Genomic DNA, 17,552 nt, shown 5'->3' with positions numbered 1-17,552 from the left:
CCTTTGACTCAGGTGGTCGTATACGTCTGATTCGAGACTAGTCCAGGCCTCGGGCCGCGAGTGTCTCCGCGAAGCCATCCGCGGTATCCAATGCGGCGAGGACTGCCGGGACGAACAGTACCCGCGGGCTCCATCTCAGACCACGGGCGCGTCGTGCCTGGTCGACCTGGCTGAACACCTCGGCGATGAGCGGGATCGAGCGGATTGTCAAGGCTAGAGCCATGGCGATTAAATCTGTTCGCACCCCGAGACGTTCCAGCGGCTTCAGCCATCGGACGACGGTGTCGAGGAGGTCGGTGGTGCGCGTGGTCAACGTGACGACGGCGGCGAGACCGATCGAGGCGAGCAGCACCGCGCACACCACGATCGCGCGTCGCCCATCGGTGACGACCACCTGGAAGGCGAAGAGGAGAGCGACGACGAGGAGCGGTCCGCGCAGCAGCGGCCAGGCGCGGCGCGGTCCGATTCCGGCGACCGCGAACACCGCGACCATGCCGGCGAGCGCGATGCCCGCGCCGAGCGGGGTCGTCACCGTGAGCGTCATCGCGACGACGGCCGCCGCCAGCGCCACCAGCTTGACGCCGGCGGGCAGGCGGTGGATCGGCGAGGCGCCGGGCACGTAGGTGCCGAGCATGGTCATCGGGTGGTCAGCCCTCCGTCTGGTCCGGGGCGGTCGGATCCGGGGCGGCTCCGGCGACGTCGATCATCCACGGCACGCCGAAGCGGTCGGTGCACATGCCGAAGCCCTCGGAGAAGAAGGTCTTCTTCGAGCGGCATGGTGACCTGCCCGCCGTCGGCGAGTGCGGCGTGGACGGTGCGGGCGGCGTCGACGTCCGGGGCGCTGTGGGAGACCGAGAAGCCGACCTTGGGTCCGCCGTCGCCGGTCGGGTCGTCGGATCCGAGGAGGGTGGTCCCGTCCGGGAGCACGAGCGACGCGTGCATCACGAAGTCGCCGGCGCCGGGCATCGGCTCGGGCGTCTGGGAGTTGCGCATCACGGTGAGTTCGCCGCCGAAGATCTCGCGGTAGCGGGCGAAGGCTTCGGCGCAGTCGCCGCTGAAGAAGAGGTAGGGGATGAAGGCCATGGGAATCACCTGTCCTGTGTGGTCTTTCCGGCCTCGGAGAGGGATTCCTTCGAGACCCGGGCACAGTATGCGCCGGGGTTACGACATCCGGGCGCGGTAGAAGGCGATCGCCGGCGCGGGTGCGTCGTCGGCGACCACCTCGCCGTCGTCGAGGACCAGGACGCGGTCGTAGTCGGTGAGCATGTCGAGGTCGTGGGTCAGGACGACGACCTGCTCGTCGAGACCGGCGAGGACGTCGCGCAGCATGGTCGCGTTCCGCAGGTCGAGCATCGTGGTGGGTTCGTCGGCGACCAGGATCGACGGACCGAGCACCATGATCGACGCCAGCGCGAGGAGCTGCTTCTGGCCGCCGGACAGGGTGTGCGCGGGCTGGTCGGCCTGCGCGGTGAGACCGAAGTCGGCGAGCGTGGCGAGGGCTCGGCGTCGTCGTTCCCGCTTGTCCGAGACCGCGCGGGTCAACGACAGCTCGATGTCCTCGACGACTGTCGGCATGATGATCTGCCGGTCCGGGTCGGAGAAGATGAAGCCGACCTGCCGACGCACCTTCCGTTTGTTCTCGGCGACGTTCAGGCCGTTGACGGTGACGGTGCCCGAATCCGGGAGGACCAGGCCGTTCATCATCCGGGCCAGCGTCGACTTGCCGCTGCCGTTGGCGCCGACGATGCCGATCCGGTGCTCGGTGAGTTCGAGGGTGACGTCTTTCAGGACCGGGCGGTCGCCGAAGGAGTGGCCGACGGCGTCGAACTCGATGGAGGTCATGGCGTGGGTCGGTCCTTGTCTAGGCTCGGCCGGACACCGGAACCGGATCCCGCGGTTCGGGGGCGGAACCGCAACGGGTGGATCAATCCGGGGCGTCCGCGGTGGACGGCGACCGCGACGAGCGCGGCGACGACCGCCTTGAGGACGTCGCCGATCACGAACGGGCCGTTGGTGGTGACGGTGGCGAGCACCGACATGTCGGTGCGGAAGAGCAGACCGATCGAGCCGAAGACGTAGACCACCAGCACCCCGCCGAGCAGGTTGGCCACGATGCCGAGCCCCGGGTTGTAGCGCGGCATCATGAGCGCCGTCAGCAGGCCGATCACGAGGACTCCGGGGAGGTATCCGACGAAGTAGCCCGCCGTCGGCGATCCCAGGGCGACCAGACCGCTGCGGCCGCCGGCGAGGACCGGCAGGCCGGCGATCGCGAGCACCATGAAGATCGCCACCGCGAGGGTGCCCTTGCGGGGCCCGAGTACGGCGCCGGCGAGCATGACGCCCATGGACTGGAGGGTGATCGGCACGCCGCTGGAGAGGTTGAACGCACCGGGGAGGCCGAGCACCACGATCAGTGCGGCGAAGACCGCGGCCTGGGTGATGTCGCTGACGGAGAACTTGAGGAAGCCTGGCACAGGACCAGGTTAGGGTGCCCTGTTCTGCAGGGGACTCCCCGGGGTGGGTATGAAGTCGCCGGTGAGCGTTCGTCAGCTCCGTGGCGTCTGATGCGTGACGCGCGGCGCCCTCGGGCATCCGCTTCGGTGATAGAAGTTCTGCACGGTGGCGCTGTTGTAACGCTGGTCGGAGAGGGCGAAGCCGATCAGGCGAGCCGAGGCGCAGTAGCGGCCCAGGTGCCGGTTCAGTGATCGAGTGGCCTGTTTCGCGGTCATCCGACCGTGCGCGTACGACTGTGCTCGCTGGTGAGCGATCCGGCGCATCGTCTGGTCTCGGTAGGCCGCCTGCGCCACCTCTACGTCGCTGTTTCGGTCGCTGATCCGGCCGGACGGACCGACGGGTTCGGCATGGGCATCGCCGGAGGAAAGGGCCGATTGACCTGCGAACACACTGATCAGGAGGGCCAATATCGTCGCTGAGGTGAGGAGACGTCGGATCGTGGAACGGCTGCGCATGACTTCGTCCTGTGGGGTCGATGAGATCTGTGTGACCGCGGTCTCCCGCAGTGTCGCATGATCATGGCACATGCCTGGGACAGGGTCGGTCCGTGCTGCGGGCGTCCGGTGCCGGTCAGCGGTCGGCGGAGATGTTCCATCGACCGGCTTCCTCCCGGAGCGACCAGAATCGGCGATAACGGTCGTCGGTCGCGGCCAGTTCTTCGTGGGTCCCCGACGCCGCGATACGACCGTGCTCCAGCAGCAGGATCCGGTCCGCACCGCGGATGGTCTCCAACTGGTGGGCGACGACGACCACCGTCGCCTCCCGGGAGAGTTCGGCCAGGGCCGCGGTGACGGCCCGCCGGGTGCTCGCATCGAGGGCGCTCGACGGTTCGTCGCACAGGACCAGCGGCGCGCGGCGCAGGAGTGCCCGCGCGATCGACACGCGCTGACGTTCGCCGCCGGAGAGCAGCCGCCCGCCCTCGCCGACACGGGTGTCCCAGCCCTGCGGCAGACGCTCGGCGATCTCGGTGACGCGGGCGCGGCGGGCGGCGTCGCGGATCTCGTCGTCGGTGGCGTCCTCGCGGCCGAGGGCGATGTTGGCCCACAGGGTGTCGTCGAACAGGTAGACGTCCTGGAAGATCATCGAGACGTGTGCGTAGAGGTCGGCCGTGGCGAGTTCGCGCAGGTCGATGCCGCCGATCAGGACCGTGCCGGAGGAGACGTCCCACAGCCGCGCCAGCAGGCGGACGATCGTCGTCTTGCCGGAGCCGGACGGGCCGACGAGCGCGGTGTACGAGCGGTCGGGGAGGGTGAGGTCGACGTCGGTCAGCACCCGGGGTCCGTCGGAGTCGTAGGCGAAACCCACATGATCGAAGCGCACCTCGGCGGTGTGCGGGAACGGCCGGGGCGCGTCCGGCTCGGGGAGTGCGGGTGTCTCGAGGAGGGCCCGGACGTCGTCGATCTCGGCCGCGGACTGACTCAGCGCGGACTGCATCGACGAGAGCACGCGCAGCGGCCCGGCCGCCAGCGTGACCAGCCCGATCAGGGTGACGGCGGTGACCGGGTCGGCGCCGCCGCCGGTCACCGTCCAGACGGCGAGGGAGGTGACGGCACCGAGGATCGTCGAGATCACCCAGCCCTGCAGCACCATGCCGCCGACCGACAGCCACAGCGCCTTCCCGGCCGTCCGCCGCTGCCGGTCCACCGCCGCGCGCAGCGGCGGGTAGTCGCCCGCGAGTCCCGCCGAGCGGAGGACCTCCTGGTTGTGAGCGAATTCGAGCAGACGCGCATCGGTCTCGGCGCGAGCCTCGCGGACCCGCGACTCACCGGCCGACTCCCAGCGGGCCGCGAGTCGTGACGAGAGGTACACGACGGGTGCGGCCGCCAGGAGCGCCGACCCGATCCGCCAGTCGTGGAAGCAGGCGCCGACGGCGATGGTCGCCGGCGCGGTCACGTTCACGATCACCGGGACGAGGACGTCCATCGCCGCGGTGGCGACGAAGAGGGTGCCGCGGACCGCGATGTGCGATGCCCGACCCTGCGACTCCGGACCGAACCAGCTCAGCGGCAACTGCAGCAGACGGCTCCCGAGGCCGCGGTGCATGGCCGCGATCACCCTTGTCGAGGCGCCGAATCCGCCGCCGGTGGCCGCGACCATCAGTCCGGCGTGGACCAGCAGCGCCGCGACGAGCACGATCAGGGCGTGGACCGCGCCGGGTCGGTCGTGCCGGAACACGGCGGTCAGCACCGGGACGATCAGCAGCACCGCGATGCCCTGCGTGATCCCGGCGAGGACGGCCAGCACCGCCACGCGCCGCAGGCTCCGGGCCTCGGCGCCCGCGGACAGGGCCAGCAGTGCGCGGATCATCGGACGGCCTCCTCGTCGTTCGTCGGTTCGTGTTCCATGTCGTCCCACATCCGCCGGTAGAGACCGCCGGTCTCCAGCAGTTCCCGATGCGTGCCGCGTTCGACGACGGCCCCGGCGTCGAGCACCAGGATCTGGTCGGCGTCGACGACGGTGGTGAGCCGGTGCGCGATCACGACCACGGTGCGGCCCGCGGTGAGTCGGTCGAGGCTCTCCTGGACGGCGGTCTCGGACTCGGGGTCGGTGGCGGAGGTGGCCTCGTCGAGGATCAGCACCGGGGTGTCGGCGAGCAGGGCCCGAGCGATCCCGATGCGCTGCGCCTCGCCGCCGGACAGTCGGGCGTCCTCGCCGATCACCGACGCGTAGCCGCGGGGCAGCGCGGTGATCCGGTCGTGGATGTTGGCGGCGCGGGCGGCGGCCTCCACCCGGGCGTCGTCGGCGTCGGGTGCGGTGAGCCGGATGTTGTCGGCGACGGACGCGTGCAGCAGCTGCGCATCCTGGAACACGGTGCCGACGGTGGTGCGCAGGACGTCGGGATCGATGTCGCGGACGTCGACGCCGCCGATCGTGACGGTGCCGTCGCCCGGATCGCGGAAGCGGGCGATCAACGCGGCGAGGGTGGACTTGCCCGATCCGGACGGGCCGACGAGCGCGGTGACGGTCCCGGCGGGCACGGTCGCGGTGACGTCGCGGACGGCCGGCTCGGCGGGGTCGTAGCCGAAGGTCACCGCGCGCAGTCGCAACGAGGCGTCGCGCGGAGCGACGGGTGTCTCCGGCACGGGCAGTTCGGGCGCGTCGAGGATCGCGCAGATCCGGTCCGCGGCGTCGGCGGCCTGTGTCCGGTACTGGTTTCCGACGGCGAGGGTGAGGATCGTCGACGGCAGCAGCATGGCGATCACGGTGACCACCAGCAGGTCCGCGGGCTGCGACCAGCCGGCGTGCACGAACCAGACGCCGAAGGCCGCTTCGAGGGTGCCCGCGGTGGCCGCGGAGAGGAACACGGTCGCCACCGAGTGCGCACGCATCTGCGGTCCGACCATGGCCTCGAACTCGGTGAGGAACCGTTCCGAACGACGGGTGAACCGGCGCATCTCCTGGTCGGCGCGGCTGAAGATCTTCAGGACCGCGACACCGTCGACGTATTCGACGATGGCGTCGGAGACCCCGGCCAGGCCCTCGTGGATCCGGTCCATCACCTCTTCGTTGTCGTTCCGGGCGAGCAGGGAGAACGCCAGGAAGTAGAGGATCGTCGGCAGCAGGGCGACCAGGCCCAGACGCCAGTCGAGGGCGAAGCACACCGCGACGCCGACCAGCGGCGTCAGGACTCCCGCGACCAGTTCGACGACGGTGTGCGCCACCAGCTGGTGGAGGGAGTCGACGTCGTTCTGGACGAGTTGGCGGACCCGCCCGGACGAGCGGTCGTCGAACCAGCCGAGGGGGAGTCGGGACAGTTTCCGGGCCAGCGTCAGCCGGAGCCCGGCCTGGAGTCGGACGTCGGCGAAGTGGGTCACCGTCATCGCGAGGGAGCCGAAGAGCACACTGCAGCCGAGACCGGCGAGGAAGACGATCAGCGGTCCGGTCACCGCGCCGTCACCGGAGATCAGGCGTTCGGCGAGCACGGCGAGCGCCGGGTACGGCAGCGCCGACAGCAGGGAGCCGATCACCTGCAGACCCACTCCGGCACCGAGTCCGCCCAGGACCGGTCGGACGATCCGGAGTGTGGAGTTCTGGGACATGGAGTTCCGTGGTGTGGAGTTCCGAGGTGTGGAGTTCGGGGGCGTCGTCATGAGAGGAACTCCTGGAGATGCGTGACCTCGTCGTCGTCCATGGGAGACGATCGGACCACCCGTCCCGCCTCGAGATACACGAGGTGGGTGGTGCACCGGAGGATCAGTTCGACGTCGTGGGTGATGACGAGGACGGTGGTGCCCGCGGCGCTCAGCGCCCGCAGGATGTCGGCGAGCTCGGCCATGCGGCGGTGGTCCAGGCCGCTGGTCGGTTCGTCGAGGATCATGATCTCGCGGTCGGCGGCGAGCGCGCCGCCGACTGCGACGCGCTGCTTCTCGCCCCCGGACAGCGACAGGGGATGCCGGTCGGCCTCGTCGGCCAGGTCCACCGCGCGCAGGATCTCCCGTGCGCGTTCCCGCTCGGCGGGACCGTCGTCGTCCATGCTCAGGACGATCTCGCTGAGGACGTCCTCGGTGAACAACTGATGGTTCACGTCCTGCATCACCAGGTAGGCGAGGCGTCGGCGCCGCCGCGGACGGTACGTCTCGCCGCCGATCTCGACGGTGCCCCGACTCCCGCGGTCGAGCGCGCAGAACGTGCGGGCGAAGGTGGTCTTGCCCGCGCCGTTGCGGCCGAGCACCCCGATCACGCCGCCGCGGGGGAGGTCGAGTCGGTCGATCGCCAGCCGTCGGCGACCGTCGGTGATGCGGGTGAAGTCGCGGATCCGGACCGACTCGGTCGACGGCTCCGGTGCGGCGGCCGGCGGCCGGCGCCACGGGTCGGGGTCGCGCAGACCGAGTTCGGCGAGTTCGGTCGGGGACAGGGCGCGGAACTGGTCGGGGGTGTACTCGGCGACGATCCGGCCGTTCTTCAGGTAGAGGAAGCGGTCGGCGAGGTCGGTCAGGTAGAAGGTGCGGTGCTCGGCGATCACCAGCGTCCGGCCGTCGTCGCGCCAGCGTCGGACTGCGGCGGCCAGGTGCTCGATCGCGCCGAGGTCGAGGTTCGACGACGGCTCGTCGAGCACCAGGATCTCGGGTCGGACGGTGTCGACGGAGCCGCAGGCGATGCGCTGCTTCTCGCCGCCGGACAGATCGAACAGGCTCCGGTTCAACAGGTCGTCGAGACGCAGGCGGGTCGAGGTGTCGACGATGCGGCGCTCGATCTCGGCGGGGTCGAGGCCGAGGTTCTCGCAGCCGAAGGCGAGTTCGGCGGTCGAGTCGACGTTGTAGAACTGGGTGCGCGGGTTCTGGAACACCGAGCCGACGCGCCCGGCCAGCTCGTGGAGCGCCGTGTCGCCGATCGGCCGGCCGTCGAGCAGCACCTCACCGGTGAGCTCACCGTCGTGGAAGTGCGGGATCAGGCCGTTGACGAGGCGGGTGAGCGTGCTCTTGCCGCAGCCGGATTCGCCGCACAGCACCACTGTCTCGCCGTCGCGGATGCGCAGTGAGACGTTCCGCAGGACGGGTTCGGTGCTCCCGCCGTAGGTGAAGCCGACGTCGCGGAATTCGATCATCTCCGAGCTCCGTTCAGGTCAGGAGAAAAGTGGTGGTGAGCAGGGTCGCGGCCGCGACGACGACGATCACGTCGACGGGCGTGATCCCGATCCGGGCGATGCTCGTGTGTGGGCCGGGCCGGTCCAGGCCGCGGGTGAGCGCCGCGGCCGACAGTTCGTTCCCGATCTTGGCCAGCGAGATGACGAGCGGGATGAAGCGGTACTCCACGAGTGCCGCCGGGTTCCGCCAGAACTTCCGGGTGCCGAGCCCGATCCCGCGCATCCGCATGGCGTCGTCGATGGAACCGAACTCCTCGCGCATGGTGGGGAGGAGACGGAAGATCACCGAGATGGGGACGGTGATCGCGCGGCCCACCCCGATCCGGCCCAGCGCGGCGACGAATTCGGAGGCTGTGGTGGTGGCGAGGAAGTAGGCGGCCATCGCGAAGGCGGGCGCGAGTTTCAGGACGAACCCGGTGAGCAGGACGGCGATCATGTTCAGCGCCATCGGGATCGAGAGGTCGGCCTGATGGCGTTTGACCAGCACGGCGAGCGTGAACAGCACCAGGTACCAGAGCGCGAGTCGGTGCTGCCGGTTCTGGGCGAGCAGGACGACGGGGATCGCGGCCACCGCGGCGACGAACCAGTCGGAGCCGCGCAGCAGTTCGGCGACGGCGACGAAGCCCATCAGCAGGAGTGTGGTGCGCGGATCGAGGGTGAGTCCGGTCCGGCGTCGTTCCGGAAGCCGGGCCGGGGGCGGCGGTGTCGGGACGGGCGGCGTCGGGACGGGAGGCGTGGTGGGGCTCAAGCGATGCCGGCCCGTTCGAAGTGTTTGCGCAGCATGCGGCGACCGAGGAACGCGCCGGCGAGGCCGAAGAAGAACAGGCACGGCAGGGCGACGTAGAACATCCACGGAGGCATGAAGCCGCGCAGCGACTCGGCGTAGTCGGCGCCCATCGACTCCTCGATGCCCGCCCAGTACGACGGTCCCGCGAACCACAGCAGCGCGGGTCCGCCGATCAGGCCGAGGCAGAACACCGCGTAGCTGAGCGCTTGCGCGGCGAAACGCCGGTACCCGCCGAGACGGAGCACGACGTCGGCGACCAGACCCGCGATCGTGTAGCTGACCAGGGCCACCCAGGTGTAGCCGATGAGGAAGAAGAACGCGCCGATCAGCACCCCGGAGATCGTGAGCATGCCGAACTTCGTGATCTTGGTGTAGTAGAGCATCATCGGGATCGCGCAGGCCAGCGGCCACAGCACGAACAGCACCGGGTACAGCGGCGGAAACGCGTTGAGGAGCCCGAGGAGGAACACCGTGCCGAGGGTGATCGCCGTGTAGACGCCGACGTCGATCAGGTCCTTGCCGTCGAGTCTGCTGTTCTCGTCCATCCGCGTCTCTTCTCTTCGTCGTACCGGTTCCGGTGCTGGTGTCGCGTCGGTGCGGGGATGTTCGGTGAGGGCGTCCTCACCTACTTTCGGGAGTAGGCTACCGAAAGTGTGTGAGAAGCGTCCAGCCAGGTGAGAAGGGGTGGCGGGTGACGTCCGCGACACTCGCCGGGGTGCGGTAGTTTCGGTGGGGGATCGGATACGACGGTCCGCGGAATCCTTCGACGAGAGGCATGCCTGCCGTGAGTTCCCGGATGGGGCGGCCCCGTGTGCTGACGCGCGAGGCCATCGTGCACGCCGTGCTCGACGTCGGTTTCGCCGACCTGACCGTCGCAGCGGTCCGGCAGCGGCTCGGTGTCGGACAGACCACGCTGTACCGGTATGCGGCCGATCGCGACGAACTCGTCCGGATCGGGCTGAGCCACGTACTGGAACAGGCGCCCTGGCCGTCGACGGCAGGTCCGTGGCGGACGGTGATGCGCCGCTACGCGCGGGCGATGTGGACGCTGTGGGAGGCGCACCCCGGCTCCGCCGCGGAGGTGGCGCGCGGGGTGATCCCGCTCGGCGCCATGCCGCTGATCGACGATCTGTGCGCGGTGCTGATCCGGCAGGGCTTCACCGCCGGTGACGCCATCCTGGCCTGCGACATCGTGTTCGACATGGTCACCGACAGTCGGGCCAACGTCGAACAGCTGGTCACGCGGGACCCGAATGCGGGCGGCGAACACCTGCGGGAGCACGGAGGCGAGTATCCGAATCGGGTCGAGGAGCCGGCCGATCGTGCGGCCACCGACGACGAGCGCCGGGCGATCAGGGAGGCGATGGCCGAGGCGTACGGGGCGGACCCGCTGGAGTGGATGACCCGGAAACTCGAGGTGATCCTCGACGGGGTGGAGCGGTCGGCGGCGCGGACCCTCCGGTCCGCGCCGCCGTGATGTCCGCGCTGTCGTGGGCTATTCGCAGGCGACGCCGTCGCCGTCACGGTCCAGGCTGGAGGAGTAGCCGGGCTGGCCGCGGCGGAGAGGAGCCGCACCTGCCGCCCGCGCCTCCGAACAGTTCCGGTAGGTCGCTCGCGGGGCGGACTGCGGGCGCTGCTGCCGCTGCTGCGGGACGGCGCGCTGCGGACTCCGCTGCTGCGCCTGCCCGCCGTCGCCGCGTTCGGTCGGTCGACCGCCGCCGCAGTCCTCCAGGGTCCGCTTGATCGCATCGCGTTCGGCCCGCGTCACCCACAGGCGGTACGCGGCCTTCACCTGAACCTGCTTGGCGACGTACGTGCAGCGGTAGGCCTTGCGCGGCGGGAGCCACGTCGCGGCATCGCCTGCGCCCTTCCGTCCGTTGGTGGGACCGTCGACGGCCAGCAGATTGCGCGGATCGTTGGCGAGCGCACGACGCTGCTGCGGGGAGAGCCGCTGCGCGCCCTTCTGCCAGGCGTCGGCCAGCGCGACGACGTGATCGATCTGCACCGCGGTCGACGTGCTGTTTCCGCGCGTGAACCGGATCGTCGCACCGGTGTACGGATCCTTCAGCGTGCCGGAGGCGACGACGCAGTCGCGGGTGCCCGGCTTGAACTTCACCCCGGACAGGTCGCGCTTGAGGATGTCGTTGCGGGTGTCGCAGCCGTTGTGGCCGAACTGCACGTCGACGTCGTCGGACCAACCGTGCCCGAACCGGTCGCGCGAGTAACCGGTCATCGGGGCACGGCCCTTCACGTCCAGGCCGGCCAAGAGGGCGAGGGTGTTCCTCTGCGTCGGTGCGGCGTCGGCGGTCGGGGTCGTGGCCGACAACGGCGCGCTGATCAGCCCGACGGTGACGGCGACCGCGACGGTGAGAGTGCGGATTCGCATGGGGATCGAATTGCTCCTGGGGGAGGGGACAGACGAACGACGCGTGACCGGGGGCGGGTACGCGTCGGGTCCTCACTCTTCCGTCGGGACGCGCGGTGTGTCCAATCCACGGGGAGGGGTCGTTCCGGTGGAAGCGGCGTGGACGGGCTTTGTCTTCTCGGGGGAAGCCTCGGACCCCGGATCAGGAAGTCGAGGTGAGTCGGTCGTCCCCGCGAGCGCGGAACATGCCACCGGTGGTGAACCTCTGACAGGAGCCCGCAGGAACGTCGCCGCTCGCGTGGAGAGCCCGCGGACACACTGCTGCCCACCGCTGTGGGGGCGGCCGTCGTCGGTCCTGTGCCGGAGGAACCAGAAGCGCGCCGCGCGGACCGCTGGGGAACGGGCGTTCGGTGACTTCGACGATCATGATCTCTCCTTTCGGGTGGGCATGGTGTCGATGGGGCCGCGAAGATCGGTGCGCGCGCCGCGCCCGGGCCTGTTCGCGTTCCATTCGTCGATGGTCTCCGGCAACCAGCCGCGCGTCTGTCCGATCAGCGCGTCCGGCTCGGGCATCTTGTACCGCGAGATCGCCGAGCGGACGACTCCGATCCGCTCGGCGACCTCTGCCGCAGACAAGTAGATGCTGGTCATGCTGCGCGGCGGGCTCGCAGGTGAGTGACGACCTGGTAGGCGACGATTCCGCCCCAGGCCGTCCAGGCGGGCCAGGAAGCGCCGACCAGTGCGAGCACGCCCGCAGTGCTGACGGTCGCCCCGACTGAGATCGCGGTGGACTTGTTCATCTATTTCTCCTTGGTGAGTGGTGGGTAAGTCTGACAGTGCCGGAGTTCGGCCCTCATAGCGCGAAGGCCGAACTCCGGTCTTACCTGGTCACCGCTTCCGGTGCCGACAGTAAATCCCCGGTGGCAGTGGCGGCTTGTGTCGCACCGCGATCCAACAGGAACATCCCCGCTCGCGCGGGGAACACACACGGCCACGCCTGGATCGGCCAACACATCCCCGCTTGCGCGGGGAACACTCCAGCGCTCGCACCTCCAGCGCCGTGTCCATGGGAACATCCCCGCTCGCGCGGGGAACACCGGCCGACGTAGTAGCGCAGCGCGCCGACGATGGGAACATCCCCGCTCGCGCGGGGAACACGTCTCAGCGATCGTGATCGTCCCCGCCGACAGGGGAACATCCCCGCTCGCGCGGGGAACACCCATCCGGCGGTGGCCTGTTCCACCAGGCGTGGGGAACATCCCCGCTCGCGCGGGGAACACACTCGTCGCAGAGGAAGACGTAGCTGTACTGCGGGAACATCCCCGCTCGCGCGGGGAACACGTGTCGATCTACGACGGCTTCGAGGTCGTCCTGGGAACATCCCCGCTCGCGCGGGGAACACGGCCTCCGCCTCCGCGACGCCGGGAGCGAGGCAGGAACATCCCCGCTCGCGCGGGGAACACGTCATCGTGCTGATCGCGACGAAAACCACCTGGGGAACATCCCCGCTCGCGCGGGGAACACCTCGGCGCGATCCTCGGACCGATCGCCAACCTGGGAACATCCCCGCTCGCGCGGGGAACACCGCGCTGCGTCCGCCGCCGGTGGTGACGATCCGGGAACATCCCCGCTCGCGCGGGGAACACAGTTCGCCCGGGACGAGCAGGGTGACGGTGAAGGGAACATCCCCGCTCGCGCGGGGAACACACCGCCGCCGACGGGGATCGGGTGGTGCTGACGGGAACATCCCCGCTCGCGCGGGGAACACCGGACGCTGTCGGGGATGGAAGTGAACCGCGAGGGAACATCCCCGCTCGCGCGGGGAACACACAGCGAGGACACCGCCGATCATGGTGCGGTTCGGAACATCCCCGCTCGCGCGGGGAACACCTAGAAGAAAAGCCCGACACGGCCATAGACGACGGAACATCCCCGCTCGCGCGGGGAACACGACCTCGGTGCCGCACCCATGCTCGTCTGCTACGGAACATCCCCGCTCGCGCGGGGAACACCGGAAGCGGGAGACTCCGCAGGGCGACTTCGTGGGAACATCCCCGCTCGCGCGGGGAACACGCCTCCAGGCAGCAGACGATTCGCCGCCCGTCCGGAACATCCCCGCTCGCGCGGGGAACACGGAAGCTGCGAGAACCAGCTTCCCCGGAGGGGGGAACATCCCCGCTCGCGCGGGGAACACAGCAGCTGCGGATTCGGGGCGTAGCCGGCTTCGGGAACATCCCCGCTCGCGCGGGGAACACCGTTGGTGCGCCCACCGGGACAGGGCGGCGTAGGGAACATCCCCGCTCGCGCGGGGAACACGCAAAAACCGACACCGGTGTACTGTCAGATTTGGGAACATCCCCGCTCGCGCGGGGAACACTCTTCCTGAACAGGAAGAATACTTCACATGAGATGAAATTAGAATGACTTCTGTGAGTGGTACCTGCCTTGATACCACGTAACTACGTTCGTGAGTCGTTCATGACCTACGGCGGCGACGCTGAGCCGCGGTGCTCCAGCCTTTCCGTACCCGACCACGAGTGACCGCGTTGTCGGTAGGTCTCCGCATGAGGGTGATGCCGTCGAGGTCCACCGGCTCCCACTCATGTCGGTGAGTGCGGAACGTCAGCCGTTGTTCGCCCGCGGCGGTATGGACCATGATCGCTTTGCCGTCCTGCACGTACTCGACGACCTGGATCCAGAGAAGGTCGCGAACACGTGCTGGTACATGGCCGACATACACGCCGGCGCTGATCTCCAACAGCCATCGGGTCAGGTGTCCGCGAAGCTTCGCGGGACAACTCGTGAGCACGACTACTACCATGACGGGTCCTCGTCTTCGGGTGCGAAATTGGTCCCACCCACGACGTTGTCGTGGCGGTCATCCCACAGTTCGATCACATCCGCGTAGTCCGCTTGTGTGTCGCTGCCCTTCTCCTCGGGGAGAAGGAGGCGGTGGATGTCGCGAACACAGCGCGTCAAGGTCGCACCGGACTTCACGGCATCCCGGACCGCGCGGCGGGTGATTCCGCCGACGTCGTCGTCGGGAATCTCCTCACGTGCCATCATCTCGGCGACATCGAAGGCGACGGGGATCGTGATCTCGGCTTTATAGAGATCTGCGATGTCGTACACGAACGATCGATCGTGGCCGGTGTGGACGAAACCGAGTCCGGGGCTGCATCCGAGTGCGACGACGACGGAATGGACCACACCGTAGAGACAGGTGTGTGCGGCGGACAGTGCCTGGTTGATGATGTCGGAGGCGGCGAAGTCCGCCGGGTCGTAATCCCGCCGATTCCATTCGACGCCGGTGCGGGTCGAATGCGTTCGATAGAGGCCGCGCACGCGTGCGCCCTCGCGTCCTCGGAGTTGCTGCATCGAGCACTCGGACACGTCTTCACCCGGAAACCGCATCTCGTACATGGCGCGCGCGACGGCGATGCGTTCCCGGGTGTTCGACACCGCGCGTGCCTGTGCGTCGAGCAGACGGGATGTGCGGCCGAGCGGCCGACCGTGTGCGTAATACCGAACACCGCGTTCGCCGACCCAGACCGCGGTCGAACCGCTGTCCGCCATCAACAACATCGCCTGGTGGGTGACACGAGTCCCCGGTCCGAGCAGAAGCGCTCCGAGTGAGGCCGCTGGAATATGGATGACACCGGAGTCGTCGGTGGCGGTGATCGCGCTGTCGTCACGTCCGATCGTCGCCCGCTCGACGTAGATGAACGAGAGCCGGTCTTGAACACGGACCAGCTCGCTGGGACGCGCCGGACGGACTCCGGGGATCTCGGCCATCAGTCCACCGGCAGCAGTGTCAGCAGACCACAGCCGTACCCTTTGGCACGTCCGATTCCGTGGGTCAACGCGTGGCGGAGAAGGTCCGGGTCTTCGACGTTCAGGCGGCCCTCGAACGACGCGGTCTGCAGGGTCACCCGCCGACCTGAACGGTTGAACACCGCTGTGTCACGGTCGGTGAGGATCAGCTCCGACCGTGATTCGTCCTCGGAACTCGACGAACTCTCCACGACGCTGAAGCCGTTCGTCTCCGCACGGTCGAGGAACCAGCGACGCTGGTGCCCGTCGGTCACGTGGCCGACGATCCGCTTGCGCACCCCGTCGTCGGTGGGGATCGACACGCGGTGCGTCGGGTTGGCGGTGAGCCGGAAGACGTACTCGTGACCCGCGGAGATCGACTGGAGAAAAGTGTCGTAGTCCCTGGTCGCCCAGGCGGATCCGGTCGACCAGCCGGCCTGGTCGTTGATGTGTGCGAGACACGGTTCCGCTGGACTGACGACGAGGAGCTCGATGTCATCCCTGCCGTGCCGGTCGATTCTCCACAGCACGCGACCTTCGGCGCTCTCCGTCGTCGTTCCGGGAGGAAACGCCGACATGACCGCGGCGTGCATCGCGTGACGGTTGCCGAGCAGCTTCATCGCCCCGCGCCGTCGCCGATTCAGAGCGATTCTGGACATGTACATTCAGCTACCTCCCAGTGCGGCGAGCCAGTCGGGCCGGGACGCCGGACATTGCGAATCGGGGTTGTCGATCCGCACGATGTCGTGCACCACGTCCCGCCATTCGTATCGGCGGGCATCCGGATCGAAACTGACCGGATGATCTCGGATCGACTCGGCGATCCGGTCGTCTTCAGGGCCGGCGTCTCGGACGATCGGCAGACTCACGTGACCGGCCTGGGCACGACGATGCCGTGGGCTCGCAGTCCACGGAGCATTCTTCAGCGCAGACGGCACATCGTCGTCGACGAGCGTTCCGCGGAGAGGACCCGCGGGAGGAAAGGCCCGCCGGCCGAGGAACAGCGGGAACGTGGGATTGATCAGTGCCTCGACGAGGCCGTGGAGCAGATCCTCGTCGCCGCCGACGGCGGCGACGAACTTGGCGTCGGCGAGGTAGTAGCGGTGTGTCAGTGCCCGCGATTTCCCGGTCCGCCAGTCGATCTCGGTCTGAAAATCCCGTTCCAGCGTCCCCGCCTGGTCCGTCCGGACTCCGAAGGTGAGTCCGGCGAGGTCCTCGATCGGATCGGTGCGGCGACGGCCCAGAGCGGCCGCGAGCAGTCCCACGATGCCGCTCTTGGTGGGTTCGGGTCGTGTCTGGCGCTGGGTGAAGCGGCTCGAATCCCCCCACGCCTGTTGCGGCGCCGCGAGATTCAGCAGGAGCGTCGTCATCAGCTTGCCCCGAGCCGGGCGCGGGTCTCGTCGCCGAGCGTGGTCACCAGATCCCTGAGAGACAGCGTGGCGGCGACTTCGTCGAGGCCGTCGACGGCCCGGGAGGTGACCGCGTACGACGCGGCCGGTGCGGCATCGAACGCCGTGTACGTGCGGGTCGCTTCACCGAGCAGTTCCTTGATCGACACGGTGGTCAGCCCCTGCTTCGGATCGACGGCCTCCTCGAACGCCCCGGCGAAGTTGATCGGCTGGTCCGTGCGTACAGTGACGAGCACGAACGACGGAAGGGTCTTGTTCGCGAACGTGTTGCGTTTGCCGGTCGGCATCGACGTGATGAACGCCCGGACGAACGCCTCGACGCCGCGTGCGACGGCCTCGGGATCACCGAGATTCTTTTCTAGTACGGACACGTTCACCGTGGCGTAACGGTAAAGCGTGGCGGTGTTGAATTCTACGGTCCCGATCATCCCGGCGCCGGCGTTGTCGTCGGACTGCTTGTCGTCGACCGCGGTGAAGTAGTCGAACTCGGGTACGACGGCGTGTGTGCCGAGCGCGTGCGCCACCTGTGCCGCGGCGTCGACGTTGTGGTCGGGCGCGTCGGCGATCATCCGGCCGAACAGGGCGAGATCGATCGAATTTCCCTTGGACAGGACGGCCTTCGCCGCCTTCCTGTCGATCTTGCCGACGGTGGTGACCGCCAACTCGGCGAGCGCGTCGATCTGCGGGTTGCTGAGGAACAGCAGGGCGCCGGTCTTCGAGTACTCGTCCTGGTTCTCGTCGTTCTTACGCGGCTTCACCTTCTCGACCTTGATTCCGGTCGCGGTGAGCACCTCGGTGGCACGTTGCTGAGCGGCATCGCCGTCGATCGCGGCATCGAGAGTGGTGATACGCGCGGCGATCTGGTCGACCATACGGAGCGTCCGGACACCGAGTTCGGAGTCGTCGAGGTGATCGGCGAAGTCGTTGCGCATGGCCCGTTTCCATGCCTGGCTCGACACGCGAGCACGCCGGGTGCCGCCGAACGTGGTGCTCTTGGGGCTGCCGTCCTCGTCGCGGTTGATGTTCGACGGCGGGACGGACTGAATGGCGTGGAGGTCGATGAAGAGGGACATGAGGTAC

At 68.7% G+C, this 17,552-nt stretch carries 19 protein-coding genes and 1 CRISPR repeat array; of the genes, 1 reads left to right on the top strand and 18 read right to left on the bottom strand.

Annotated features, from left to right (window positions below):
* Positions 1 to 37: 37 nt before the first annotated feature.
* The 10 genes from QM809_RS18205 to QM809_RS18160 form a co-directional block, all read right to left on the bottom strand.
* Complete coding sequence (locus QM809_RS18205; RefSeq protein ID WP_415047267.1) at positions 38 to 640, bottom strand: energy-coupling factor transporter transmembrane component T family protein; 603 nt, start codon at positions 638 to 640, stop codon at positions 38 to 40.
* Entirely contained in the window at positions 637 to 1,083 is a 447-nt protein-coding gene (locus QM809_RS18200; RefSeq protein ID WP_415047266.1) for a VOC family protein, read from the bottom strand. Before QM809_RS18200 ends, QM809_RS18205 begins: the two co-directional genes overlap by 4 nt.
* A gap of 78 nt (positions 1,084 to 1,161) precedes the next feature.
* On the bottom strand, positions 1,162 to 1,842 hold the full coding sequence (locus QM809_RS18195) for an energy-coupling factor ABC transporter ATP-binding protein (protein WP_415047265.1): 681 nt from the start codon (positions 1,840 to 1,842) through the stop codon (positions 1,162 to 1,164).
* On the bottom strand, positions 1,839 to 2,474 hold the full coding sequence (locus QM809_RS18190) for a biotin transporter BioY (protein ID WP_415047264.1): 636 nt from the start codon (positions 2,472 to 2,474) through the stop codon (positions 1,839 to 1,841). The genes QM809_RS18195 and QM809_RS18190 overlap by 4 nt, the downstream gene beginning before the upstream one ends.
* A gap of 72 nt (positions 2,475 to 2,546) precedes the next feature.
* Positions 2,547 to 2,969: a hypothetical protein gene (locus QM809_RS18185; protein ID WP_415047263.1), complete on the bottom strand. Its 423-nt coding sequence runs from the start codon at positions 2,967 to 2,969 to the stop codon at positions 2,547 to 2,549.
* 115 nt (positions 2,970 to 3,084) lie between these two features.
* On the bottom strand, positions 3,085 to 4,821 hold the full coding sequence (locus tag QM809_RS18180) for an ABC transporter ATP-binding protein (RefSeq protein WP_415047262.1): 1,737 nt from the start codon (positions 4,819 to 4,821) through the stop codon (positions 3,085 to 3,087).
* Positions 4,818 to 6,554 (bottom strand): ABC transporter ATP-binding protein, encoded by a 1,737-nt coding sequence (locus QM809_RS18175; protein ID WP_415047261.1) that lies wholly within the window; start codon positions 6,552 to 6,554, stop codon positions 4,818 to 4,820. The genes QM809_RS18180 and QM809_RS18175 overlap by 4 nt, the downstream gene beginning before the upstream one ends.
* A gap of 47 nt (positions 6,555 to 6,601) precedes the next feature.
* On the bottom strand, positions 6,602 to 8,059 hold the full coding sequence (locus tag QM809_RS18170) for an ABC transporter ATP-binding protein (protein WP_415047260.1): 1,458 nt from the start codon (positions 8,057 to 8,059) through the stop codon (positions 6,602 to 6,604).
* Positions 8,060 to 8,072: 13 nt separating this feature from the next.
* Positions 8,073 to 8,846, bottom strand: coding sequence for an energy-coupling factor transporter transmembrane component T (locus tag QM809_RS18165; RefSeq protein WP_415047259.1), 774 nt, complete (start codon positions 8,844 to 8,846; stop codon positions 8,073 to 8,075).
* Positions 8,843 to 9,430 carry an MptD family putative ECF transporter S component gene (locus QM809_RS18160; RefSeq protein WP_415047258.1) on the bottom strand — a complete coding sequence of 196 codons (588 nt, stop codon included), beginning with the start codon at positions 9,428 to 9,430 and terminating at the stop codon, positions 8,843 to 8,845. The genes QM809_RS18165 and QM809_RS18160 overlap by 4 nt, the downstream gene beginning before the upstream one ends.
* A gap of 230 nt (positions 9,431 to 9,660) precedes the next feature.
* On the opposite strand from QM809_RS18160, the gene QM809_RS18155 reads away from it, so the two are divergent.
* Positions 9,661 to 10,362, top strand: coding sequence for a TetR/AcrR family transcriptional regulator (locus tag QM809_RS18155; protein WP_415047257.1), 702 nt, complete (start codon positions 9,661 to 9,663; stop codon positions 10,360 to 10,362).
* Between the two features lie 18 nt (positions 10,363 to 10,380).
* On the opposite strand, the gene QM809_RS18150 is transcribed toward QM809_RS18155, so the two are convergent.
* The 8 genes from QM809_RS18150 to cas7e form a co-directional block, all read right to left on the bottom strand.
* Complete coding sequence (locus QM809_RS18150) at positions 10,381 to 11,271, bottom strand: DUF1524 domain-containing protein (protein WP_415047256.1); 891 nt, start codon at positions 11,269 to 11,271, stop codon at positions 10,381 to 10,383.
* Positions 11,272 to 11,673: 402 nt separating this feature from the next.
* Complete coding sequence (locus QM809_RS18145; protein WP_415047255.1) at positions 11,674 to 11,901, bottom strand: helix-turn-helix transcriptional regulator; 228 nt, start codon at positions 11,899 to 11,901, stop codon at positions 11,674 to 11,676.
* The gene (locus QM809_RS18140; protein WP_415047254.1) at positions 11,898 to 12,050 is read right to left on the bottom strand and encodes a hypothetical protein; all 153 of its coding nucleotides are present in this window, start codon (positions 12,048 to 12,050) and stop codon (positions 11,898 to 11,900) included. The genes QM809_RS18145 and QM809_RS18140 overlap by 4 nt, the downstream gene beginning before the upstream one ends.
* 156 nt (positions 12,051 to 12,206) lie before the next feature.
* Positions 12,207 to 13,627: a CRISPR direct-repeat array (repeat unit 29 nt; unit sequence GGGAACATCCCCGCTCGCGCGGGGAACAC).
* A gap of 99 nt (positions 13,628 to 13,726) precedes the next feature.
* Positions 13,727 to 14,071: a type I-E CRISPR-associated endoribonuclease Cas2e gene (cas2e, locus tag QM809_RS18135; RefSeq protein ID WP_415047253.1), complete on the bottom strand. Its 345-nt coding sequence runs from the start codon at positions 14,069 to 14,071 to the stop codon at positions 13,727 to 13,729.
* Complete coding sequence (gene cas1e / locus QM809_RS18130; RefSeq protein ID WP_415047252.1) at positions 14,065 to 15,045, bottom strand: type I-E CRISPR-associated endonuclease Cas1e; 981 nt, start codon at positions 15,043 to 15,045, stop codon at positions 14,065 to 14,067. Before cas1e ends, cas2e begins: the two co-directional genes overlap by 7 nt.
* A complete protein-coding gene (gene cas6e / locus QM809_RS18125) occupies positions 15,045 to 15,722 on the bottom strand; it encodes a type I-E CRISPR-associated protein Cas6/Cse3/CasE (RefSeq protein WP_415047251.1) in 678 nt (225 codons plus the stop codon). Before cas6e ends, cas1e begins: the two co-directional genes overlap by 1 nt.
* Before the next feature lie 6 nt (positions 15,723 to 15,728).
* Positions 15,729 to 16,433 (bottom strand): type I-E CRISPR-associated protein Cas5/CasD, encoded by a 705-nt coding sequence (cas5e, locus tag QM809_RS18120; protein WP_415047250.1) that lies wholly within the window; start codon positions 16,431 to 16,433, stop codon positions 15,729 to 15,731.
* Positions 16,433 to 17,545 carry a type I-E CRISPR-associated protein Cas7/Cse4/CasC gene (cas7e, locus tag QM809_RS18115; protein ID WP_415047249.1) on the bottom strand — a complete coding sequence of 371 codons (1,113 nt, stop codon included), beginning with the start codon at positions 17,543 to 17,545 and terminating at the stop codon, positions 16,433 to 16,435. The genes cas5e and cas7e overlap by 1 nt, the downstream gene beginning before the upstream one ends.
* Positions 17,546 to 17,552: the final 7 nt, after the last annotated feature.

The sequence above is a fragment of the Gordonia sp. (in: high G+C Gram-positive bacteria) genome, assembly GCF_047600385.1.
Lineage (GTDB): Bacteria > Actinomycetota > Actinomycetes > Mycobacteriales > Mycobacteriaceae > Gordonia.
The sequence above is the reverse complement of the archived record's forward strand: the minus strand, read 5'-3'. Positions and strand labels throughout refer to the sequence as shown.